We start from the raw sequence: 22444 nt of genomic DNA, 5'->3' as shown, positions 1-22444 counted from the left end.
ACAGGGCCTTCCCTGGATTGCCGGATTACTGGTCGTCTTCGGAAGGCGCGGTCTTGAACGAGAACTCCACCTCGCCGACGTACGGCTCCGCGTTCTTCTCGCATTTATAGGCGCGCCCTGCCGTAATCACCGCCTCGTTGAACACCGAGGTGGGTGGCGTCACACGCACGATTTTCACTTCGCCGACGCTACCATCCGCGTTGATCGCCAGATGCGCGATCACGTTCGCCGAGATGCCCTGCTCCAGCGCGCGCCGCGGAATCTGCGGCTGCACCGAGCTGCAATGTCCGCGGCCGTCCACCACGCCATGAAGCGCGGGTGGCGCGACGGGTGCTGCGCCCGTCGCGGCAGTAGCCGGTCCGGGTGTCGCGTTGGCGGTCGCGAGCGCGGGCGCGTTCGCCGACGGATTGACCGCGGCCGCGATGTTCGCTTCCTTCGGCGCCGGCGATGGCGTCGCAGGCGGCGGCTTCGGCGTGGGCAACGGCTTCGGCTCGACGTGTTTCGGCACCACCTTCTGCGGCTCCGGCGCGGGCGGCGGCTCGAGCTTCTTCACTTCAGGCGGCGGCGGAGGCGGAGGCGGCGCCATCTGCACGCGCATTTCCTTCGGCGGCGGTGGCGGTTCCTGATGGAAACTCACGTGCGACAACCCGAAAATCACCAGCAGTTCGACCAGCAGCGCCGCGCCGATGGCGACCTTCATGGACATGCGACCGTGATGCGTCGGCGCGTTCGATGCCCATAGCGCGCCTTGCAGGCGGCGTTGCGGATCTTTCATGTCGATGGCCGGTGAGCTCATGTCGTCGGGTTCGTTGCCAGTGCAACCGAACTGATGCCCGCCGCGCGCACCAGGTCCATCACCTTGACGATATTCTTGTAGCTCGTACCTTCATCGCCTGCGATGGCGACGTCAACTTTCTTCGCGTCGTGAACGAGGCCCTGCAGATGCGTGGTCAGCTCTTCCGGCGAAACCTCTTTCGCGTCGAGATAAAGCTGATCGGTTTTCGTGACGCCGATCGACACCTTCACGGTCTGCTGCAACTGTTCGGCGGTACTCGACTGCGGCAGGTCCAGCTTGATGCCGGCGCCCTGGATCATCTTCAGCGTAGCGAGCATGAAGAACACCAGCAGGAACATCATGATGTCGATCATCGGGATGATCTCGATGCGTGCTTTCTCTTCACCGCCGAGGTAATGGCTGCGATGGTTTCGCATGATCTCTCTCCTCGTGCCGGGTCAGGCAGCGAAACGCGAAACGAGCAGCGACTTGATGAGGTCGAACTGGTTGACCGTCATCCGGATGCGCTTGTTGAAGTAATTCAGGAAGATCACGCAGATGATCGCGATCGTCAGGCCGCACGCCGTAGCGGTGAGCGCGTGACCAATACCGCCTGTCACGCCGTTCGGGTTAGCCGTACCGCTATTGCCGAGCACGTTGAACGATTCGACCATGCCGATGATCGTGCCGAGCAGGCCGAGCAGCGGTCCGAGCGTCACCGCCGTATCGAGCACCCACAGGTTACGGTCGAGGCGCGGCATCTGGAACATGATCGTTTCTTCGATCTCGCGTTCGACCACTGCTTCGCTCTTACCCTTCACCTTCATCGCCGACTTCACGAGTTCGCCCTGCACGGTCTGGCTATAGTGCGCGGCAACCTTGGCGGCTGCGTCTGGATTGCTGCCATCCACGAGCTTCAGATCATGTTCGAGCGTGCTGCCGGCGCGCACCGCGCGCGAGAAGAACATGAAGCGCTCGATGATGATGGCGATGCCGATCAGGAAGATAAACGCGAGGAGAGGGATCAGACCCATGGACTGGATCGAGTAGTTGATGAGGGTATTCAGCACTGCGGACTCCGATTAGAACAAGGCTCGAACGGCCGTCGAGTAACGGTGGATTTCTGGGTACCGGCCGCCTTGTGGGTCGCCGGCAAAAAAGGCGCCCCACCTATGCAAAGGCCGTACCAGGTTCAACCGTGCCGCTTGCGGTCCGGACGCGTTGTCTGCGTGCTGCCGTACGCTTTGCTGTGCAATTTCAAGCGCTTAGTTGCGGCGCCCGGCCGCCGCTGGCCGTTTCGCCGCAGCGGTGCTCGCGCACGCATTTAACAAATCAATTTGCAAAAGATAATTATCAGTTAACCCGATTAGAGTGTTTTACCTGGATTTAAAACGCGGCAACGATATCCGCTTTGGTGCGGGATAGAGAATTTGTAATTAACTGGTGCAATTTTTATTCTCAATATAGACAACAATATTACCACGTTATTACTTATAGTTTACTTCCACATTACGCAACATGTCAGAATAGTTCATCCGTGAAAAGCACCGTGTGGCCTGACATGGAGCCATTTAACCAGGATCTCCGGTCGCTTTATTACATACATTACACCGCGAATAGACCGCTTTTCAATCGCACTTTTTTAGTGAATTTCCATATATCGGATTAAAAATTTCCAATGCACCAAAGCGGAATTTCCGCATTCTTACGGTGCGATTCCCGCACCATTCGGTGTTAGATAAACCACTCTAATTTAATTCAATTTTACTAATCCTTTTTATCCACTGTGTTAAACGCGCGGAAACGGCGACCCCATGTCGCGCCGCCTGTCGCGAAGCAGTCAGGTATCCAGAATTTCCTAATTCAATCAATCGTTTGCATGCGAATCAATTGCTCGCTACCGGCCCGGCGCGAGGTCGCGCGGGTTCGCATGGCACATCTCATGCTTTTGCTGCGCTCGCTTTAAATAACCAAGGCGCGTCCGACACAATCGGCGAAGCGCCCTGGACGGGAAGTGCGAGACGACGTCGGAAGACATCGGCAGCGAAGAACTCGCTGGTCACCACGCACGACTACGCACGCGCGACTCGCGCGGTGCGTTCGGATCGTTCAACAGAAGTCGCCTCAACGACAAGAAGGAGCGCAAGTGAAACAGAAGCGATTGGTCTCGGCCATCAGGAGAATCATAGGAGCCGAGCTCGTGTTGACAGCAGCGTTCATCCCGCTGGCACACGCACAGAGCCAACCTGACAGCGCAGCCGCCCCCACAGCGGCAAGCGCAACAGCAGCAACACCCCCCGCCACGAAGCTGGAAAAAGTCGAAGTGACAGGATCGCTGATCCGCACGTCAGACAAGACCGGCAACATCGAAGTTCAAACCGTCACCGCAAAGGAAATTCAGCAAAGCGGCTACACCACCGTCGCCGACTTCCTGCGCGGCATGTCCGCAAACTCCGCGAGCAGCTGGTCGCAATCGACCATGAACAGCTCGGCGCCGGGCGGCGCAGGCCTCGCGTTACGCGGTCTCTCCGAGAAGTACACGCTGGTGCTGGTCGACGGACAACGCGTCGCCAACTACGCGATGGCGGTGAACTTCACCGATACGTTCTTCGACGTCAACTCCATCCCGCTCAACGTTGTCGACCACATCGAAGTGGTGAAGACGGGTGCGGTGTCCGAGTACGGCTCCGACGCAATCGCGGGCGTCATCAACATCATCACGAAGAAGAATTTCCAGGGTCTGCAGATCGACGGCCAGGCCGGCAAGGCCCAGCATCCGGGCGACGCTCAAGGTCAGTTCAGCGTGCTCGGCGGCTTCGGCGACCTGAACGCTGACCGCTTCAACGTGACGGCCGCCGCGAGCTGGTATCGCGACAGCGGTTCGTCGCTCGCCGACCGTCCGATGACGAGCCAGCAGAACTTCTCCGGCTACCCCGGCGGTCTCGCCGGCCCGCTCGGCCCGAACCAGCAGTCGTTCTGGAAGCTGCCCGACGGCACGACCACTGCACTGAGCCCCTGCCCGCCGGGAAGCAGCGCCGCAAACACGGGCGGCGCATCGTGTACGTACAACCCCGCCGGCGTGACTTCGCTGATGCCGGAAACGACGCGACTGAACGCGAAGCTGCATGGCACGTTCAAGATCAACGACGACACCCAGGCCTACGCGGACTTGATGTTGAGCCGCAACGAAACCGTGCAGTACCAGGGCCCGGCTTCGATCTCGTCGACGACCAACGTCTTCAATCCCGCGACCGGTTCGGTATCGCCGTTGCCGCGCATCGTCTCGGGTTCGAATCCGTTCAACCCGTTCGGCGTGGATACGCCGATCAACCTGACGTTCCCGAACAATGTTGCTGAAGCCGATACGGTTTCAACGTACTGGAGAGCGTCGACGGGCGTGAAGGGTTCTTACTCGACCTCGAAATTCGGCGACTGGGACTGGGGCGTCGACTATGGCCATTCGCAAAGCACGGTCGACACGACGTTCAAGAATGCGCTGAACGTCAACGGCATTGAAAACATCCTCGCAAACGGCGTCTATAACTTCGCCAATCCCGCGGCAACGCCGAACGGCCTGAATGGCGCGTTCTCGAACGACGACCAGCAGGCCATCTCGAAGCTCGACGCCGTTACGGCGAAGACGTCGACGGGCAACCTGTTCAACCTGCCGGGCGGCCCGGTCGGACTCGGTTTCGGTACGGAATTCCGTCACGAAAGCTCACTGATCAATCCGCGCACGCTGGCCTCGCAGGGCATCACCGCGCCTGCAAACGTTCAGACCGTGGATGGCGAGCGTAACGTCGCGGCGGCGTTCTACCAGGTCGACATTCCGATCATCCACAACCTGACGTTCACGCAGGCAGGTCGTTACGACCACTACAGCGATTTCGGCGGTGCCTTCTCGCCGAGCTTTGCGCTGCGCTTCCAGCCGGTGCAGATGCTGACGACGTACGCGTCGTACAGCCGTGGTTTCCGTGCACCGACGCTGGTGGAAAACGCACAGTCCGTGTATCTCGGCCACCAGAACCTGACCGATCCGAACGACCCGAGCGGCACGCCGACCAAGCACTTCACGACGGAACAGACGGTCGGCAATCCGAACCTGCAGCCTGAGCACACGAAGAACTACAACATCGGCTTCGAACTGTCGCCGGATACGTCGACCGATATCGGCGCAGCGTTCTACAAGATCCACATCGACGGCGTGATCGGCACTGCCGATCCGGTTGCATTGCTGGCAGCGAACAATCCGGGCATCGTGGTCCGCAATCCGGACGGCACGATTCGCTACATCCAGCAACAGTTCGTCAACCTCGGCTCGCTGGACACCGATGGCTTCGACATGAACTTCCGCAAGTCGGTTGGCACGAAGTACGGCACGTTCACGCTGGCAGGCGACTGGGCGTACGTGTGGCACTTCAAGCTGGACAGCCCGGGATCGCCGACGCAGGACTTCGCGGGCAACAACCTCGCGCTGCTGCAGCCGTTCGGCGCATCGAATCCGCGCTGGAAGGGCAACACGACCCTGACCTGGGATTACCGCAAGTTCACGACGTCGCTGACCTGGCAGTACACGGGTCCGTACACGAACGCGGTAGCAGCGGAGTTTGGCGATGGTGGCACGCTGTCGGTGGCGTCGTATAGCCAGTTCAACCTGATGGCCACGTATCGCGGCTTCAAGAACTGGACGATCTACGGTGGCATTAACAACCTGTTCGACCGCAAGCCGCCGTTCGACGTCGAGTGGCAGGCCACGCCGGACATCACCGGTTACGACCAGTCGCTGTATACGGACATGGGCCGCTTCTTCCAGGTGGGCGCAACGTATCGCTTCTGATACGCAGCAGCCGGTTTTATCGATGTGATGCAGGTCTCCTCTTGCCTCTTCGTGTCTGTGAAGGGGATGGGCGGCGGTGCCTCGTGCACCGCCGGCCTTTTTTTGTCCGGATGCCACTTGAACTACGCAATGAAATCGAAGTACGCCCTGTCGGCAGCATTGACTGCACTCGCCTTCTCCACTTCCCAGCTTGCCCTTGCAGTGACCGTCCCGCCCGGTGTGACACTCGCCGCGAGCCAGGAAATCACGCGGCAGATGCCCGTCGAAACCGAATCGCTCGACCCCGCTCATATCGAATCGTGGGCCGGCAATACGATCGGTCTCGATCTCTTCGAAGGTTTGACGCGCATCGATGCAGCAGGTGCAGTCGCGCCCGGCGTTGCTGAATCGTGGACGCGTACCGCGCCCGACACATGGCTCTTCAAGCTGCGCCACGACGCGCGCTGGAGCAACGGTCAGCCGCTGACGGCCGCCGACTTCGTGTACTCATGGCAGCGCGTCGTCGATCCGAAGACGGGTTCGAAATACACCGTGCTCGTCGAGTTCGTGAAGAATGCAAACGCGGTGCTCGCAGGCAAGGCGCCGCTAACCAGCCTCGGCGTGCGCGCAGTCGATCCGTACACGCTCGAAGTCAAGACCGAAGCACCCACTTCCTTCTTTCCGCAGCTGACTGCGATGTCGACGATGGCCCCGGTGAACCGCGCAGCCGTCACGAAGTTCGGCAATGAATGGACGCGGCCAGGCAACATCGTCAGCGACGGCGCCTACAGTCTCGTCGACTGGCAGCCGGGCAACCGCCTCGTGATGACGAAGAGCGACAAGTACTGGGATGCCAGCAAGGTCGTGATCACGAAAGTCACGTACCTGCCGATCGAAAGCGACGAAACGGCGCTGCGCATGTATGAGGCCGGCCAGTTCGACTACACCTATACGATTCCGTCAGGCGTTTACGGCATGCTGAGCCGGCAGTTCACCGGCGAACTGAAAACCGGACTCTTCATCGCCACCTACTACTACTCGCTTAACAACGACGACCCCGCATTCAGGGACAAACGCGTGCGTCAGGCACTGTCGATGGTGATCGACCGCAACCTGCTCACGTCGAAGCTCACCGCGAGCGGCGAGTTGCCGCTGTACGGGCTGATTTCGAAGGGCACGCAGGGCGCAGCCGTCTATCAGCCGGACTGGGCGGGGTGGCCGATGGCAAAGCGTGTCGAGTACGCACGCGATCTGCTGAAGCAGGCGGGCTATTCCGATGCAAAGCCGCTGACGTTCACGCTGACGTACAACACCAACGACCTGCACAAGAAGGTCGCGCTCTTTACCACGTCGGAATGGCGTACCAAGCTCGGCGTCAACGTGAAGCTCGAAAACGTCGAGAACCGTGTGCTGCTGAAGATGCGCCACGACGGCAAGATTCAGGCCTCGCGCGACGGCTGGTTCGTCGACTACAACGACGCAATGTCGTACTTCGACCTGATCCGCTGCAACAGCGTGCAGAACGACCAGCGTTATTGCAATCCGAAGGTCGATACGCTGGTCGATCAGGCAAACCAGCAGATGGATGACGCGCATCGCACAGCCATGCTCACGCAGGCGCACGAAATGGCGATGAACGACTATCCGTTGATTCCGATGTTCCAGTATTCGGCGGTGCGGCTGGTGAAGTCTTACGTGGGCGGCTATACGTCGATCAACTACGTCGACCAGCGCCAGTCGCAGGACATGTACCTCATCAGGCACTAACCGCGAGGAGCATCTGCCATGCTGGCTTACACGTTGCGCCGCACGTTATGGGCGATTCCGACGATTCTCGCGGTGATCACCGCGTGCTATCTGCTGTTGCATCTCACACCTGGCGGCCCGTTTGATTCGGAGAAGCATCTGTCGGCGGCGACGCTCGCCAACCTGAACGCGAAGTACCACCTCGACGAACCGCTGTGGAAGCAGTATCTGCTGTATATCGGCGCGCTGCTGCACGGCGACCTCGGCGCATCGTTTCGCTACGCGGACTGGTCCGTCGGCGACCTGGTGTGGAAAGCGTTTCCGGTGAGCCTTGGCGTCGGCGGCATATCGATTCCGATTGCGCTGGTGCTGGGCGTTGCGCTCGGGACCGTGGCCGCCGTGCGCCGCGACAGCGTGATCGATCACGGCGTGATGCTGCTCGGCAATCTTGGCAACGTGGTGCCGCCGTTCGTGCTCGGCCCCGTGCTGGTGTGGATATTCGCCATCCTGCTCACAAGCAGCGGCCACGGCTGGCTGCCGGCCGGCGGCTGGGGCGACGGCGACTGGCACTATCGCGTGCTGCCGATCGTGCTGCTCGTCATCATCAACGTGTCGACGATTGCGCGTGTGATGCGCGGCAGCATGATCGAAGTGCTGTCCGGCAACTTCATTCGCACCGCGCGTGCGAAGGGTCTGCCGGGACGCACGATCGTCTTGCGGCATGCGCTTAAGCCGGCGCTGATGCCGGTTGTGTCGCTGCTCGGTTCGCTGTGCATTTCGTCGATCACCTCGGCGGTGGTCACGGAATCCGTCTTCGCGCTGCCGGGCCTGGGGCAACTCGTCGTGAACGGCGCGATCAACCGCGACTACACGCTCGTGCTTGGCCTCGTCGCACTGATCACGGCCGTCGCCGTCCTGTTCAATCTGCTGGTCGACCTTGCCTACGCATGGCTCGATCCGCGTATCCGGTACTGACATGATGAACCGCCTGTTCAATGGCGCCGCGCGGGCATTTGCGGCGCCTCTGGCTAGCGCTGCTGCCAGTGCGGCCAATGCCGCCCCGCATTCGCGCGGTCCGTTTGCCGTCGCGTGGCTCCGCTTTCTGCGCAATCGCGCGGCACTCGCGGGTTTTGTGATCCTGTTTCTGATCGTGATCGCGTGTTTTGTGGGGCCGTTGCTGCTGCCCAACAATCCGGTCGATAGCGACTGGGGATCGATCAGTCTCCCGCCGACATGGCAGAGCCTCCACTGGTTCGGCACCGACGAACTCGGCCGCGATCTGCTCGCGCGCACGCTGGTGGGCGGCCGTGTGTCGCTCGAAGTCGGCCTGCTCGGCACGCTGGTGTCGGGGTTCATCGGCATCGCATGGGGCGCGACTGCCGGTTATCTGGGCGGACGCGTCGACGCGGTCATGATGCGCATCGTCGACATGATGTACGCGATTCCCTACATGCTGATCGCGATCCTGATGATGACGCTGTTCGGACGTGCGTTCTATCTGGTGGTGCTGACGATCAGCGCGTTTTCGTGGCTCGACATGGCGCGCGTCGTGCGCGGCCAGACGCTGTCGCTGCGTTCGCGCGAATTCATCGATGCAGCGAAGGCGACAGGCGTCAGCTCACGCGCGATCATCGCGCGTCATATCGTGCCGAACCTGATCGGCGTGGTGGTTGTGTATGCAACCGTCACGGTGCCCACCATTGTGCTGACTGAATCGGTGCTGTCGTTCCTCGGGCTCGGCGTACAGGAGCCGATGACGAGCTGGGGCGTGCTGATCGAAGACGGCGCACAGAAGCTCGACTCGATGCCATGGTTGCTGCTCTGCCCCGCCGTGATGTTGTGCGTGACGCTCTACTGCGTGAATTTTGTCGGCGACGGTTTGCGCGACGCACTCGATCCAAAGGACCGTTGAAATGGCACTACTCGATGTAAAGAACCTGAGCGTGCGCTTCAGCCGCCGCGAAGGCCCACCGGTCGACGCGGTGCAACAGGTTTCGTTCTCGCTTGAGGCAGGCAGGACGCTCGGCATCGTCGGCGAATCCGGCTCGGGAAAGAGCCAGACGGTGATGGCGCTGCTCGGCCTTCTCGCGTCCAACGGCAAGGTGTCGGGTGAGGCGCGCTATCGCGGAGACGATCTGCTCGCGATGAACGGCGCAGCATTGAACAGGATTCGCGGCGACCGGATCGGCATGGTGTTTCAGGACCCGATGACCGCGCTCAATCCGTTCCTGACGATCGAACGTCAGATGACGGAATCGCTGCAACTGCATCGCGGAATCACACGCCGCGAAGCGCGCCGCCGTGCCATCGAAGCACTCGATACCGTGCGTATTCCCGACGCCGCCCGCCGCATCGGCATGTATCCGCACGAGTTTTCGGGCGGCATGCGACAGCGCGTGATGATCGCGATGGCGTTGCTATCGGAACCGGAAATCCTGATCGCCGACGAACCCACCACCGCGCTCGACGTCACCGTCCAGGCGCAGATCATTGAGTTGCTGCGCGAACTGAACCGTGAGCGTGGCACGGCGATCATCCTGATCACGCACGACATGGGCGTGGTGGCCGGCCTGTGCGACGACGTGATGGTGATGTACGCAGGGCGCACCGTCGAACAGGCCGACGCGCAAACGCTGTTCGCCGCCCCGACGCATCCGTACACGATCGGTCTTCTGAACGCCCTGCCCCGCCTCACTGACGACGACGATCGTCCGCTGCGGACCATTCCCGGCAATCCGCCGTTGCCGGGACAGCTCGGTGCGGGCTGTGCATTCGCGCAACGCTGCACGTACGCCGTGGACGCATGCCGCGTATCGCCACCTCCACTCGAAGCGCGGGCGGACGTACCCGGCGCGCGGCGGGCATGCCACCGCGCGGTAGAAGCAATCATGGAAGCAGTGTCATGACCCAAAACGTGTCTTACGATGAAAGCACTGAACCGCTACTCTCAGTGAACGACCTGAACGTGCATTTCAACGTGCCGCGCGGCAAGCTGCCGTGGTCCGGCAAAGCGACGTTGCGCGCGGTGAATGGCGTTTCGTTCGACGTACGGCGCGGCGAGACCGTCGGCCTTGTCGGCGAATCGGGTTGCGGCAAGTCGACGCTCGCGCGCGCGATCGTCGGACTTGCACCGGTGAGCGGTGGCAGCGTGCGCTGGCGCGGCGCGGAAACCGTGCAGGGCGCGCGTCGCGATATCGTCCCGTTGCGACGCGACGTGCAGATGATTTTTCAGGACCCGCTGGCGTCGCTCGATCCGCGCATGACCATCGAACAGATCGTCGCGGAACCGTTGCTGACGCATCAACCTGACGTGTCGCGCGCCGACGTGCGCTCGCGCGTGCTGACGATGCTCGAACGGGTGGGACTCAATGCGCAGCATCTGCGGCGCTATCCACATGAATTTTCTGGCGGGCAATGTCAGCGTGTCGGGATTGCGCGCGCGTTGATCGGCGAGCCACAACTGGTGATCTGCGATGAGCCGGTATCGGCGCTCGATGTGTCGATTCAGGCGCAGATTGTCAATCTGCTGCGGGATTTGCAGCGGGAGTTGTCGTTGTCATTGCTGTTTGTCGCGCACGATCTTGCGGTAGTGAAGGCGATCAGTCATCGCGTGCTGGTAATGTATCTGGGCCGCGTGATGGAGTTTGGCGAGAAGCGCGAGGTCTATGCGACGCCGGCGCATCCCTATACGCGGGCTTTGTTGTCGGCAGTGCCGGTGCCCGATCCCGCGGTTGAGCGTCAGCGACGGCATCTGTTGCTGCGGGGGGAGATCCCTTCACCGCTTTCGCCGCCGTCAGGTTGCGCGTTTCGCACGCGTTGCCCGGATGCGATTGACGCGTGCGGTGAAACGCCCCCGGAAGCCGTCGTGCGAGGTGCGGGGATGACGCGTGTCGCGTGTATTCGGGCCGGGGTCTCAGCCACCTGAGGCGCTGCCCGCATCAGATACTTCAGCACGCTTCGCCGGGAAATTCCAGCGCGTTCGAATATTCGCTGCTTTTCTTATGTGTATCGACGGGTTGGATGCGCAGGTCTGCGACTTTAATCCGAAGTGCGATAAGAATCGAAGCAATGCTTCGTTGCCCCACAGCACCCGCCTCGCTTACCGTGGACATTTTTGTGCGCGCTGCATTCACGCGCATTCCGTTCTGGAGAACCCATGTCCACGATTGAATCTGTCGCACGTCCCTCCGCTTCAAGGGCCGCGCCCCACGCACTCACCGATCAACCCGCACAACCCGCAGTCGCCGATGCTGCGCTACGCTTCGGCGACGACGATCTGAACCGACGCTTTGCGCCCGTTTTCGCGCGCATTGCTGAAGGCGCAGTCGAGCGCGAACAACGCCGCGATCTGGCCTGGGCGCCTGTCGAATGGCTGCGCGAGGCCGGCTTCACAAAGCTGCGCGTGCCAGGACAATATGGCGGGGACGGGATCAGCCTCACGTCGTTCTTTGGCCTGATCACGCGCCTTGGTGAAGCGGATTCGAATCTGCCGCAGATCCTGCGCGTGCACGGCGGCTTTATCGAATTCCAGATTGAAAGTGGCGACGAAGCGTTTCGCGACCACTGGTTCAAACAGATCGTCCAGGGACAGATTATCGGCGGCGCTGTTTCCGAACGTACGGGCGTAACGAACAACAGTGTGCGTGTCAGCCGCACCGATGCTGGCTGGTATCTCGATGGCGAGAAGTACTACACGACAGGCACGCTCTACGCTGACTGGGTCGACGTTGCCGCGCACGACGGACAAAGCGACGTGCGCGTCCTGGTAAAAGCAGATACGCCAGGGCTCGAACGCATCGACGACTGGGATGGTTTCGGACAGCGCCTCACGGGCAGCGGCACGACGCGCTTCAACCACGTGCGTGTTGCAGACGAGAACCTCTATCGCCGCTTCAACGCATCGGAGCCGCGTCGCAACACGCTGCTTACTGCGTACTACCAGACCTTGCACATCGCGAACCTCGCGGGCATTACACGCGCAGCGTTGCGCGACGCGGTCGAGTTTGCGCAGGGGCGGACACGCACTTTCGGTATTCCAGGCGAGTCCAGCCCGCGCGACAATCCGCTCGTGCATCGCGTAGTCGGCCGGCTCGCGAGTCTCGCGTATTCGACGCAGAGCATCACGTCCGCGCTCGCCCGCACTTTCGACGACGTGACAACCGCTCGCGCGGAAGGTCGCGCAAACGAAGACACGTACATACAGCTGGAAATCCAGGTGTTTCAGGCGCAGCAGATCGTCATCGAGCAAACGTTGCAGGCGACGACGCTCCTGTTTGAAGTGGGCGGAGCGTCGGCGACCAGCGAAACCCGCCGCTTCGACCGGCATTGGCGCAATGCGCGCGTGCTCGCATCGCACAATCCGGCGATCATCCGCGAAGCCACCATTGGCAATTTCTATCTGAATGGCACGCCGAACAACGAGCGCTTTGGCGTAGCGAGAAATGCCTGAGTCGAGTCAAGGCTGAAGCGACCTTTGGCCCGCGTTTCGCGGGCCAAAGCGTTTATATCTACAGACAGGTGAAGACAGATGGCATTCCGCCATCTTGCCGCAATCATTTTGCCGTCGGTGTCCAGATGCGGATATCCGTGGCCTTCAACGCGTTGGGAATCAGGCCCGCCGAGCGATACGTGTCGGCGATGCGCTGCTGCTCGCCAAGCTGGTCGCGTTTGACGGGCACGATGTCATAGCTGCGCCGGCTGTTCGCCAGTTCGACCGTCGGCGCCGGAATGTTGCCCCACAGCGGGGCGAGAATCTGTGCAGCTTCCTGCGGATGCGCCTTGACCCACTTGCCCGTCTCGTTCAATTCGTCGAACACGGCGCGCAACACGTCCGGATGCTTTTCGGCAAACGACGTCGTGGCGGTATAGAAGCGGTTGTATTGCGCGACACCGCCTGTGCCGTCCGCCACTACACGCGCATGCGTTTCGCGCTGTTGCGCGGCGAGAAACGGGTCCCAGATCACCCATGCGTCGATGTTTCCGCCGCGATATGCGGCCAGCGCATCGGGCGCTTCAAGGTAGCGCACCTGTATATCGTTAATCGTCAATCCGGCTTTAGCGAGTGCCGCCAGCAGCAAAAAATTGCAGCCTGATCCTTTCGCTACGGCAACGCGCTTTCCCTTCAGATCCGCGACCGTGTGAATGGGCGAATCGGACGGCACGATGATCGCCTGCGCCGTTGGCGCAGAGGTTTCTTCAGCGTAATACGTAAGAGGCGCGTTAGCCGCCTGTGTGAAAAGTGCAAACGCGTCTGCTACGTCCGCGTGAAGATCAACGCTACCCGCGTTCAGCGATTGCAGCAGCCCCGCCGAGAATTCATGCCAGCTGACGTCATAACCCAGTGCATTGAGTTTCTTTTCAAGCGCGCCCGTGCGCTTAAGCAGAATGAACAGGGTCGAAGAACGCTGATAGCTGATCGACACCGTTTCATTCGCCTGCGCGACGCTCGCTGAAAGCACGCCGCCGATGACAAGAAGCGTTACGGTTAGCCGTCGCAAACGAGAGAGATCAGCAAAAGAGAAGCGCATAGGAAGGGATCCATGACGAACAAAGGGTCCCCGACTATAGAAACAATTTCGCGCCGTCCAAATACGCATTTCATCGATCGATATGGAGAGAAATTAGATCGCGTTGCGATACTTTGCCGCGATCGCTCAGGCATCATTGAACGTCTATAGAAAGGCTATTTCGCGGAGGTTTCTGCTTCATGTCGACATCCCCTGCCCGCTTCGGCGTCTGGGCGCTCGTTCACGGCAGCCGTGCCGCGCTTCAGGATCCTGACGAACCGTATGATGCGTCGTGGGCGCGTAACAAGGCGCTCGTGCTCGAAGCCGAGCGCCTCGGCTACGACTCGGTGCTCGTCGCGCAGCACACGGTCAATCCGCACAATCCGGACCTCGATCAGCTTGAGGCATGGACGGCTTCAGCAGCACTCGCAGCGTTGACAGCGCGCATCGAGATCATCGCTGCGATCAAGCCTTACCTGTATCACCCCGTTGTGCTCGCGAAGATGGCGCAGCAGATCGAGCACATCAGCAGCGGCCGCTTTGCGATCAATCTCGTCAACGCATGGAATCGCCCGGAACTGGAGCGCGCCGGCATCGGCTTTGCCGAACACGACGCGCGCTACGCGTATGGCCGCGAGTGGATTACCGTGGTCGATTCCCTGCTGCGCGGGGAAAGTACGCGCTTTGACGGCGAGCACTTTCATATCGACGACTATCTGCTGCGCCCCGCCGATCCGTTTCGCAACCGGCCGCGCATTTACGTTGGCGGCGAATCGGCGCCTGCGCGCGATCTGGTCGCCGACAAGGGCGACGTGTGGTTCATCAACGGCCAGCCGCTCGAAGACGTCGAAAAGCTGATTGCCGATGTGGCCGCGCGGCCGCGTCCAGTGGGGCATTCGCCTTTGCGCTTCGGTTTGTCTGGGTTTGTCATCGCGCGCGAGTCTGACGCCGAAGCGGAGCAGCATCTTGCGCACCTTTTCTCATTAGCGGCCCAGGACACGCCGTTGCGTCAGCAACAGAAAGCGAACATCGATCCCAAAGCAGTCATGTTCCAGACCTTCGCGCAGACGCCGCGCGTCGGTTCGAATGGCGGCACGGCAGCGGGCCTTGTCGGCAGTTACGAAACTGTAGCGCGGCGCATCGCCGCGTTTCATCGCGCGGGCATCGAACTGTTCATGCTGCAATTCCAGCCGTTCGAAACCGACATGCGGATATTCGCCGAAGAGGTCATTCCGCGTGTGCGTGCGCTGACCGGCTGACAGCACACGGGTGTGCGTAGCATGGTCAGGCATCGGCTTACAGGCCCGCGCCATCCACGCCTTACAGGTTAGCCATGCTTTTCAGGCATGCCATCCAGCCTGCAAAGTCCTTTTCCTTGCGGCAATACCCAACTAGATTACGCATCAAGGCAGTGGTTTGACGCGAACGCGTTTCATAACCGGGGACTGCCGGAAATTCTTCGCCGATCATCCTTCACAGCGTGAACCCGCGGGACGGTCTACTGCGACCGTCAGCGCAAATCCGAAGGCAGGGTTATGCTCACGGAAAGCGCGCAACCGACATACGCAGCCATATCGGCCTCCCGGCTTCTGAAGCTCAGTAGTCTCCAATCGCAGTTCCTGATTGCCCCACCTTACGAGGTTGTCATGTCCAACACTGTCTCGCAGCCGACCCGATCCGTGAAGATTCCGGGCCCCGATCATCCCATCACCATCGAGCGCAATCCGGCGCGTGTGGTGGTCTCGCTCGCCGGCCGCACGCTGGCCGATACACGCAATGCGTTAACGCTTCGCGAAGCCCGCTATCCGGCGGTGCTGTATATCCCTGCAGAAGACGTGGACATGACGCTGCTCGAACGCACCGACCACGCCACCTACTGCCCATACAAGGGCGATTGCGCGTACTACTCGATTCCGCTGGGCGGCGAACGGTCGGTCAATGCGGTGTGGACGTATGAGACGCCCTACGACGCAGTCGCATCGATCAAGGGCCACGTCGCGTTCTATCCGGACCGCGTGGACGCGATCGAGGAACTGGACGTTCCGGCTTAAGTGGAATCGCGCGAGGCGCGAAGCGATTCGCGCAAGACGTGCCGCAATCGCTTTCCGCGCTCCGCGTAGTAGCCGCAGTTCGCCCATTCGATATGCTGATACGCCAGCGCGATGTTGAAGCGCTGGCTCACAGCATCGAGCGCGCGCAGGGCTTCGGGCATCACTTCCTTGCCGATCCCATCTCCCGGGATCACAGCGATCCGGTATCCAGTGCGGGTCATGCGAGTCTCCCGTTCGAGGCGAATCCGCGTGTGTGAGCGGATTGTGCGTGACGCCTGTTCTATTGCTACTCGCGTCAGGCTCCGGATGAGTGTGGCAGTAGCGATGACGCGGAACAGGTATGCCACCGCCCAGTTGCGGGCCATGGCATCGACTTTCATTACGGCACCTGCGAGAATCTATTCAATAGACATCTCCCATTGATTTTTTAAGCTGGCGCTGGCTTTATTGGCAGCGTGAACTCGTTCAGTTCGATCTCCAGCCCTCTTCATGCAGGATGCAACCGCGCCCCTCCGATGACAGAACCACACCGCCTGATCCTCGTTACGCCCGAAAGCCACGGTGTCGACATCGACCTCGTCTATGCAACCGATCGCAACCTGACCGGCAAGCCGATTTACAAGGCCGCGCATTGCCTGCTGCTCACCCCTGCCGAAGCGGGCTTGCGCAAGGCCGTCGAGATCGCGCGGACCATCGGCACGACGCTGCGGATTTTCGACGCATACCGTCCGCCAGAAGCGCAACAGGTGCTGTGGGATTTCCTGCCCGATCCGACTTATGTCGCCGACCTCGGCCTCGGTTCGAACCACAGCCGGGGCACCGCAATCGATCTGACGCTACTGGACGCGAGCGGCAACGAACTCGACATGGGCACCGGCTTCGACGCCATGACGATCGAATCCGAGCACTTCCATCCTGGCCTGCCCGAACACGTGCAGCGCAACCGCTTGCTGCTGCTGGGCGTGATGCATGCCGCTGGTTTCACGCACATCAAGAGCGAATGGTGGCACTACGAGCTGCCCGGCTCACGCGTCCTGCCGATGATCGACAACAGCGAGAGCGGTCCGCTCCGTCTCATGTAGCGGCTGTCGATCCTCTAACACTTGTTGTTCACTTGAAGGCTCTACACCATTCCTTACGGAGCGAATATGAAACTGGTATTGCGCAATGCGCTGGCAGCGGCAGCGGTCGCCTCTGTCCTGACCCTGTCGTTCGCGGCAGCTGGCAGCGCCCAGGCGGCCACACCGAAAGACATGTTCGTCATGGCGACGTTCCTCGACGAATTCACAACGCTCGATCCCGGCGAAGTCTACGAACTGGTACCGGAAGAATATGTGGCGAACACCTACGACCGGCTGGTGCGCGTCGACCTGAAAGATCCGTCGAAATTCAACGGCGATGTCGCGCAATCGTGGACCGTGAGCCCCGACGGTTTGACGTTCACGTTCAAGATTCGCCCAGGTCTGAAATTCCACTCAGGCAACGCGTTGACCGCGGACGACGTCGCATGGTCGATCCAGCGCACGGTCCTGCTCGACAAGGGCGCGGCGGCGGTGCTGCAAGGCATTGGTCTCACCAAAGACAACGCGCTCTCCAACGTGAAGAAAGTTGACGACGCAACCATCAGCGTGACGACCGACCAGAAATACGCGCCGACGTTCGTGCTGAACGTGCTCGGCGCGTGGCCCGCTTCCGTGCTCGACAAACAGGTGCTGATGTCGCACCAGAAGGGTAACGACCTCGGTAACGACTGGCTGCGCACGAACGAGGCCGGTTCCGGCGCCTATAAGCTCGTGAAGTGGACGGCCAACGACAGCATGGTGTTGCAGCGCTTCGACGGCTATCGTATGCCGCTCGCGATGAAACGCGTCGTGCTGCGTCATGTGCCGGAAGCGTCGAGCCAGCGCCTGCTGCTGGAAAACGGCGATGTCGATGTTGCGCGCAACCTGAGTCCGGACGATCTGGCGGCACTGACGAAGTCCGGCAAGGCGCATACGAGCGCGGTGCCGCAGGCCACGCTGCTGTATCTCGGCCTGAACATGAAGAATCCGAATCTCGCGAAGCCAGAAGTGCAGGAAGCCATGAAGTGGCTGATCGACTATAACGGCATCCAGAACAACGTCGCAAAGACCACCTACAAGGTGCACGAAACGTTCCTTCCCGAGGGGTTTCTCGGCACGCTGAACACGAATCCCTATCAGCAGAACGTCGCAAAGGCGAAGGCACTGCTCGCGAAAGCCGGTCTTCCAGACGGCTTCTCCGTGACGATGGATGTGCGTAACGGCTACCCGTACAGTGAAATCGCGGAAGCCGTGCAGGCCAATCTCGCGCAGGGTGGCATCAAGGTTCAGATCATCCCCGGCGACAACAAGCAGACGCTTGCGAAATACCGCTCGCGCTCGCACGATATCTATATCGGCGAATGGGCCGCAGATTACATCGACCCTCACAGCAACGCGCAGGGCTTCGCGTGGAATCCGGATAACTCCGACAAATCGGGCTACAAGATGCTTGCGTGGCGCAATTCGTGGGACATTCCAGATCTGACCAAAGAGACGAACGCGGCGCTTGCGGAGTCTTCGACGGCCAGGCGCGCAGAGATGTATCAGACGATGCAAAAGCAGATGCTGGCGCGCTCGCCGTTCGTGATCATGTTCCAGCAGGTCTCGCAGGTGGCCGCGCGCCCAGGTGTCACGGGTCTTGAAGTGGGTCCGATCAACGACCTCGTGTCGTATCGACATCTGAACAAGCAGTAACACATCAGGCGAAGGCGAAAGAAGGCGAAGATGCCATCGTTTTGCCTTCGCCCGGGGAACCCATATGTCGACGCCCCTCACCACTCTCGACCGCATGCGCGCGCTTTCAGGTCAAAGCGCCAGCATGCGCTGGACATTGCGCCTGATTCGCTGGATCGTCACGCTCATTGTCACGTTTACGGGTCTGCTGGCGGTCACGTTCGTGATCGGCCGCAAGGTACCGATCGACCCGGTGCTGGCGATTCTCGGCGATCGGGCGTCGGCGACTGCGTATGCGGCCGCGCGCATCCAGCTCGGTCTGGACAAGCCGCTCGCGGTGCAGTTTCTGATCTACGCGCACGATGTGCTGCGCGGCAATTTCGGCATGTCGCTGCTGACGGCGCATCCCGTCATCGAAGACATCCAGCGCGTATTCCCCGCGACGCTCGAACTGGCGACACTGTCGACGATCCTCGGCGTGCTGATTGGCGTGCCGCTCGGCGTGATGGCCGCCGTGCGTCATAACCGCTGGATCGATCACGTCGCGCGCTTCATCGGGCTGATCGGCAGTTCGGTGCCTGTTTTCTGGCTCGGCCTGATGGGCCTGCTGCTGTTCTACGCAAAACTGCACTGGGTTTCGGGTCCGGGGCGCGTCGATCCCGTGTTCGACGGTCTGGTCGATACGCACACCGGCAGCCTGCTTGTGGATTCGATGATCGCCGGCGAATGGGACGTGTTCTTCAATGCGTTCTCGCATATCGCGCTACCCGCCACGATTCTCGGCTACTACTCGGTCGCCTACCTGAGCCGGATGACGCGCTCGTTCATGCTCGAGCAACTAGGCCAGGAATACATCACGACTGCGCGTGCGAAAGGTTTGCCCGAGCGGCGCGTGATCTGGCGTCACGCGTTCGGCAACATCGCCGTGCCGTTACTGACTGTGATCGCGCTCACCTACAGCTATCTGCTGGAAGGCTCGGTGCTAACGGAGATTGTCTTCGCATGGCCGGGCATTGGTTCGTATCTGACGGGCGCACTGCTGAACGCCGACATGAATGCCGTGCTCGGCAGCACGCTTGTGATCGGTGTCACGTTTATCGCGCTCAATCTGCTCACTGACGCGCTGTATCGCGTATTCGATCCACGTGCCCGCTGATGTCCCGGAGGTTTTTTTGCGCCCCCCTCTTGATCACGCTGCACAAACGCAGGACTGGCCGATGAATGCCGCGCCCCGACACTGGAAAGACTGGCTGCTGAGCGACACGCCCGCATCCCGCAAACAGGCGGCGCTCGGGCTGGCTTATCGCCGCTGGCGGCGCTTCACGGGCAATCCGCTGTCGGTCTTCGGCTTTGTGATTCTTGCGTTGCTGCTCATCGTCGCCGCGATCGGACCGCTGATCGCGCCGCACGATCCGTTGCAACAGGTACTGGGCGACCGGCTTCTGCCGCCGGGGTCGGCGTCTCACTGGCTGGGCACCGACCAGCTTGGACGCGACATCCTCTCGCGCCTGATATACGGCTCGCGGCTGACGCTTTCGATCGCGATTCTCGTGGTGGTGATCGTCGTTCCCGTGGGCCTGTTGATCGGCACCACGGCCGGCTTCTTCGGGGGATGGGTCAGCAACGTACTGATGCGACTCACCGACGTCGCGCTCGCCTTCCCGAAGATCGTGCTCGCGCTGGCTTTCGCCGCCGCGCTTGGACCGGGCGTCATCAACGCGGTAGTCGCGATTTCGATTACCGCGTGGCCGGCGTATGCACGTCTTTCGCGCGCCGAGACATTGCGGCTCGTGCAGGCCGATTTCGTCCATGTCGCGCGTCTGCAGGGCGCATCGCGGCTGCGCATCCTGCTGCGCTATATCGTGCCGCTGTGCTCGTCGTCGGTCATCGTGCGCGCGACGCTCGATATGGCCGGCATCATTCTCACCGTCGCGGGTCTTGGGTTCCTTGGGCTCGGCGCGCAGCCGCCCAGTCCGGAGTGGGGTTTCATGGTCGCATCCGGCCGTAACGTGCTGCTCGATTCATGGTGGGTTGCCACCATTCCCGGTTTCGCGATCCTGCTGGTGAGCCTCGCGTTCAATCTGCTCGGCGATGGTCTGCGCGACGTCTTCGATCCGCGTCATGGAGGCTGACATGCAACCGGATACCGGCGATACCACGCCAACGCTGTGCGAAATTGACGATCTGCGCATCGGCTTTCGCGGGCACGACGGCAAACTGATCGATGCCGTGCGCGGCCTGTCGCTGACGCTCAGGCGCGGTGAACGGCTCGGCATCGTCGGCGAATCGGGTTCCGGCAAATCGCTGACCGGGCGCGCGCTGCTCGGCCTGCTGCCGCCCGCGGCGCAATACTCCGCGAAGACCATGAAGTTCGACGGCCAGGATCTGCTGACGATGCCCGCTTCCAGACGCCGGAAGCTGTGTGGCCGGCAAATGGGCATGATCCTGCAAGACCCGAAATACTCGCTGAATCCGGTGATGACGGTCGCGCAGCAGATGCGCGAAGCGTTCGCGTTGCACGGTCAGAAACTCAATCGCCGCGAGATGCGGGAGAAGATCGTCGCTGCGCTGGCCGCCGTGCATATCCGCAATCCGGAGCGGGTCGCCGATGCGTATCCGCACGAGTTGTCCGGTGGCATGGGCCAGCGCGTGATGATCGCGATGATGGTGTCGTCCGGCCCGCGTCTTCTGGTCGCCGATGAACCCACAAGCGCGCTCGACGTGCTTGTTTCGATGCAGGTGCTCGGCATTCTCGACGAGATGATCGAAAAGCACGACACAGGACTGATTTTCATCAGCCATGACCTGCCGCTGGTGATGTCGTTCTGCGACCGCGTTGTGGTCATGTACGCGGGGCGCGTGGTGGAAACATGCGCAGCGCGCGATCTCGTGCATGCGCAGCATCCCTATACGCGCGGGCTGCTTGCGGCGAATCCCCCGCTTGTGAACCCGCCTGATGAACTGCCTGTGTTGAAGCGCGACCCGGCGTGGCTCACACAATCGACGGGAGTCGTCGCATGATCGATGTTAAAGGCCTGACGGTCCGCTTCAAAACGAAGAGCGGTTACTTCGATGCGGTGCGCGATGCGAGCTTTCACGTGGACGAAGGCGAAGTGTTCGGGCTTGTCGGCGAATCGGGTTCAGGCAAATCGACGATCCTGCGGGCGCTGACCGGCCTCGCGCCCGCTGCGGCTGGCGAGATGAAGATTGGTTCGCACGTGCCGGGAGAAAAGATCGACCGCCTGTTTCGCCGCGACGTGCAGATGGTGTTTCAGGACCCGTACGGCTCGCTGCATCCGCGCTTCACCGTCGACCAGACATTGCGTGAACCCCTGACGATCAACGGGATCGACCGGCAGGATGAACGGATCGTCGATGCGTTGCACGAAGTCGGGCTGGGTCCGGCATTCCGGTTCCGCTATCCGCATCAGTTGTCGGGCGGTCAGCGGCAGCGTGTTGCGATTGCGCGGGCGCTGATCGTCGAGCCACGCGTGCTGCTGCTCGACGAGCCGACGTCGGCGCTCGACGTGTCCGTTCAGGCCGAAATCCTCAATCTGCTGCGACGGCTGCATCGCGAGCACACTCTGACGATGATCCTGGTGAGTCACAACATCGCGGTGATCGGCTTTCTCTGTTCGCGTGTGGCGGTGATGCGCAACGGCGAGATCGTCGAAGAAGCTGGCATCGATGCAATCCGCGCGCAGCAGGTTAAGGACGATTACACGCGCAGCCTGCTGCTCGCTACGGGCGGTTATGAGCGCAAGGCCGTTGAGGTGATCGGCGTGGACGCGGCGCTTTAGCGCCTTCCGCAAAAA

The 22444-nt window shown here is 61.2% G+C and carries 20 protein-coding genes and 1 pseudogene; 15 read left to right on the top strand and 6 right to left on the bottom strand.

Annotated features, from left to right (window positions below; genetic code table 11):
- Positions 1–25: 25 nt before the first annotated feature.
- The 3 genes from P3T21_RS02225 to P3T21_RS02215 are packed head-to-tail and all read right to left on the bottom strand — an operon-like array spanning position 26 to position 1845.
- The gene (locus P3T21_RS02225; protein WP_429254286.1) at positions 26–796 is read right to left on the bottom strand and encodes an energy transducer TonB; all 771 of its coding nucleotides are present in this window, start codon (positions 794–796) and stop codon (positions 26–28) included.
- Complete coding sequence (locus tag P3T21_RS02220; RefSeq protein WP_429254285.1) at positions 793–1212, bottom strand: ExbD/TolR family protein; 420 nt, start codon at positions 1210–1212, stop codon at positions 793–795. Before P3T21_RS02220 ends, P3T21_RS02225 begins: the two co-directional genes overlap by 4 nt.
- 21 nt (positions 1213–1233) lie before the next feature.
- Positions 1234–1845 (bottom strand): MotA/TolQ/ExbB proton channel family protein, encoded by a 612-nt coding sequence (locus tag P3T21_RS02215; RefSeq protein ID WP_429254284.1) that lies wholly within the window; start codon positions 1843–1845, stop codon positions 1234–1236.
- A 1076-nt stretch (positions 1846–2921) separates the two neighbouring features.
- On the opposite strand from P3T21_RS02215, the gene P3T21_RS02210 reads away from it, so the two are divergent.
- The 6 genes from P3T21_RS02210 to P3T21_RS02185 all read left to right on the top strand — a co-directional run bounded on the left by P3T21_RS02210 (position 2922) and on the right by P3T21_RS02185 (position 11262).
- Positions 2922–5612 carry a TonB-dependent receptor gene (locus tag P3T21_RS02210; RefSeq protein ID WP_429254283.1) on the top strand — a complete coding sequence of 897 codons (2691 nt, stop codon included), beginning with the start codon at positions 2922–2924 and terminating at the stop codon, positions 5610–5612.
- A 129-nt stretch (positions 5613–5741) separates the two neighbouring features.
- Positions 5742–7358: a peptide ABC transporter substrate-binding protein gene (locus tag P3T21_RS02205; protein WP_429254282.1), complete on the top strand. Its 1617-nt coding sequence runs from the start codon at positions 5742–5744 to the stop codon at positions 7356–7358.
- Between the two features lie 18 nt (positions 7359–7376).
- Positions 7377–8312 (top strand): ABC transporter permease subunit, encoded by a 936-nt coding sequence (locus tag P3T21_RS02200; protein WP_429254281.1) that lies wholly within the window; start codon positions 7377–7379, stop codon positions 8310–8312.
- A 4-nt stretch (positions 8313–8316) separates the two neighbouring features.
- Positions 8317–9249, top strand: coding sequence for an ABC transporter permease (locus P3T21_RS02195; RefSeq protein WP_429254515.1), 933 nt, complete (start codon positions 8317–8319; stop codon positions 9247–9249).
- 1 nt (position 9250) lies between these two features.
- Complete coding sequence (locus tag P3T21_RS02190; RefSeq protein WP_429254280.1) at positions 9251–10243, top strand: ABC transporter ATP-binding protein; 993 nt, start codon at positions 9251–9253, stop codon at positions 10241–10243.
- Entirely contained in the window at positions 10240–11262 is a 1023-nt protein-coding gene (locus P3T21_RS02185; protein WP_429254279.1) for an ABC transporter ATP-binding protein, read from the top strand. The genes P3T21_RS02190 and P3T21_RS02185 overlap by 4 nt, the downstream gene beginning before the upstream one ends.
- A gap of 22 nt (positions 11263–11284) precedes the next feature.
- Here the strand turns inward: P3T21_RS02185 and P3T21_RS02180 are convergent, their stop codons facing one another.
- Complete coding sequence (locus P3T21_RS02180) at positions 11285–11470, bottom strand: hypothetical protein (RefSeq protein WP_429254278.1); 186 nt, start codon at positions 11468–11470, stop codon at positions 11285–11287.
- 23 nt (positions 11471–11493) lie between these two features.
- Here P3T21_RS02180 and P3T21_RS02175 point away from each other — a divergent pair, with 23 nt between their 5' ends.
- Positions 11494–12786, top strand: coding sequence for an acyl-CoA dehydrogenase family protein (locus tag P3T21_RS02175; protein ID WP_429254277.1), 1293 nt, complete (start codon positions 11494–11496; stop codon positions 12784–12786).
- 103 nt (positions 12787–12889) lie between these two features.
- Here the strand turns inward: P3T21_RS02175 and P3T21_RS02170 are convergent, their stop codons facing one another.
- On the bottom strand, positions 12890–13864 hold the full coding sequence (locus P3T21_RS02170) for an aliphatic sulfonate ABC transporter substrate-binding protein (protein ID WP_429254276.1): 975 nt from the start codon (positions 13862–13864) through the stop codon (positions 12890–12892).
- Between the two features lie 179 nt (positions 13865–14043).
- Between P3T21_RS02170 and P3T21_RS02165 the strand changes: the two genes are divergently transcribed.
- Positions 14044–15102, top strand: a complete 1059-nt coding sequence (locus tag P3T21_RS02165) for an LLM class flavin-dependent oxidoreductase (RefSeq protein ID WP_429254275.1) — start codon at positions 14044–14046, stop codon at positions 15100–15102.
- 387 nt (positions 15103–15489) lie between these two features.
- Positions 15490–15894 (top strand): DUF427 domain-containing protein, encoded by a 405-nt coding sequence (locus P3T21_RS02160; RefSeq protein WP_429254274.1) that lies wholly within the window; start codon positions 15490–15492, stop codon positions 15892–15894.
- A 44-nt stretch (positions 15895–15938) separates the two neighbouring features.
- Here P3T21_RS02160 and P3T21_RS02155 read toward each other — a convergent pair.
- Positions 15939–16115: pseudogene (locus tag P3T21_RS02155) on the bottom strand (isocitrate/isopropylmalate family dehydrogenase); the annotation flags it as partial.
- A 294-nt stretch (positions 16116–16409) separates the two neighbouring features.
- Between P3T21_RS02155 and ddpX the strand changes: the two are divergent.
- From ddpX to P3T21_RS02125, 6 genes are all read left to right on the top strand, one after another.
- On the top strand, positions 16410–16976 hold the full coding sequence (ddpX, locus tag P3T21_RS02150) for a D-alanyl-D-alanine dipeptidase (protein WP_429254273.1): 567 nt from the start codon (positions 16410–16412) through the stop codon (positions 16974–16976).
- Positions 16977–17042: 66 nt separating this feature from the next.
- Positions 17043–18650 carry an ABC transporter substrate-binding protein gene (locus P3T21_RS02145; protein ID WP_429254272.1) on the top strand — a complete coding sequence of 536 codons (1608 nt, stop codon included), beginning with the start codon at positions 17043–17045 and terminating at the stop codon, positions 18648–18650.
- A 94-nt stretch (positions 18651–18744) separates the two neighbouring features.
- Complete coding sequence (locus tag P3T21_RS02140; RefSeq protein ID WP_429254514.1) at positions 18745–19785, top strand: ABC transporter permease; 1041 nt, start codon at positions 18745–18747, stop codon at positions 19783–19785.
- 61 nt (positions 19786–19846) lie between these two features.
- Positions 19847–20761 (top strand): ABC transporter permease, encoded by a 915-nt coding sequence (locus P3T21_RS02135; RefSeq protein WP_429254271.1) that lies wholly within the window; start codon positions 19847–19849, stop codon positions 20759–20761.
- A gap of 1 nt (position 20762) precedes the next feature.
- Complete coding sequence (locus P3T21_RS02130) at positions 20763–21650, top strand: ABC transporter ATP-binding protein (protein WP_429254270.1); 888 nt, start codon at positions 20763–20765, stop codon at positions 21648–21650.
- On the top strand, positions 21647–22429 hold the full coding sequence (locus P3T21_RS02125; protein ID WP_429254269.1) for an ABC transporter ATP-binding protein: 783 nt from the start codon (positions 21647–21649) through the stop codon (positions 22427–22429). The genes P3T21_RS02130 and P3T21_RS02125 overlap by 4 nt, the downstream gene beginning before the upstream one ends.
- Positions 22430–22444 lie beyond the last annotated feature (15 nt).

The organism is Paraburkholderia sp. GAS334 (assembly GCF_050436625.1).
GTDB lineage: Bacteria > Pseudomonadota > Gammaproteobacteria > Burkholderiales > Burkholderiaceae > Paraburkholderia.
The sequence above is the reverse complement of the archived record's forward strand: the minus strand, read 5'-3'. Positions and strand labels throughout refer to the sequence as shown.

Coding starts and splice junctions, on each gene's coding strand:
- P3T21_RS02225 (WP_429254286.1), bottom strand. CDS start 796: ATGAGCTCACCGGCCATCGACATGAAAGATCCGCAACGCCGCCTGCAA.
- P3T21_RS02220 (WP_429254285.1), bottom strand. CDS start 1,212: ATGCGAAACCATCGCAGCCATTACCTCGGCGGTGAAGAGAAAGCACGC.
- P3T21_RS02205 (WP_429254282.1), top strand. CDS start 5,742: ATGAAATCGAAGTACGCCCTGTCGGCAGCATTGACTGCACTCGCCTTC.
- P3T21_RS02200 (WP_429254281.1), top strand. CDS start 7,377: ATGCTGGCTTACACGTTGCGCCGCACGTTATGGGCGATTCCGACGATT.
- P3T21_RS02195 (WP_429254515.1), top strand. CDS start 8,317: ATGAACCGCCTGTTCAATGGCGCCGCGCGGGCATTTGCGGCGCCTCTG.
- P3T21_RS02190 (WP_429254280.1), top strand. CDS start 9,251: ATGGCACTACTCGATGTAAAGAACCTGAGCGTGCGCTTCAGCCGCCGC.
- P3T21_RS02185 (WP_429254279.1), top strand. CDS start 10,240: ATGACCCAAAACGTGTCTTACGATGAAAGCACTGAACCGCTACTCTCA.
- P3T21_RS02175 (WP_429254277.1), top strand. CDS start 11,494: ATGTCCACGATTGAATCTGTCGCACGTCCCTCCGCTTCAAGGGCCGCG.
- P3T21_RS02170 (WP_429254276.1), bottom strand. CDS start 13,864: ATGCGCTTCTCTTTTGCTGATCTCTCTCGTTTGCGACGGCTAACCGTA.
- P3T21_RS02165 (WP_429254275.1), top strand. CDS start 14,044: ATGTCGACATCCCCTGCCCGCTTCGGCGTCTGGGCGCTCGTTCACGGC.
- P3T21_RS02160 (WP_429254274.1), top strand. CDS start 15,490: ATGTCCAACACTGTCTCGCAGCCGACCCGATCCGTGAAGATTCCGGGC.
- ddpX (WP_429254273.1), top strand. CDS start 16,410: ATGACAGAACCACACCGCCTGATCCTCGTTACGCCCGAAAGCCACGGT.
- P3T21_RS02145 (WP_429254272.1), top strand. CDS start 17,043: ATGAAACTGGTATTGCGCAATGCGCTGGCAGCGGCAGCGGTCGCCTCT.
- P3T21_RS02140 (WP_429254514.1), top strand. CDS start 18,745: ATGCGCGCGCTTTCAGGTCAAAGCGCCAGCATGCGCTGGACATTGCGC.
- P3T21_RS02135 (WP_429254271.1), top strand. CDS start 19,847: ATGAATGCCGCGCCCCGACACTGGAAAGACTGGCTGCTGAGCGACACG.
- P3T21_RS02130 (WP_429254270.1), top strand. CDS start 20,763: ATGCAACCGGATACCGGCGATACCACGCCAACGCTGTGCGAAATTGAC.
- P3T21_RS02125 (WP_429254269.1), top strand. CDS start 21,647: ATGATCGATGTTAAAGGCCTGACGGTCCGCTTCAAAACGAAGAGCGGT.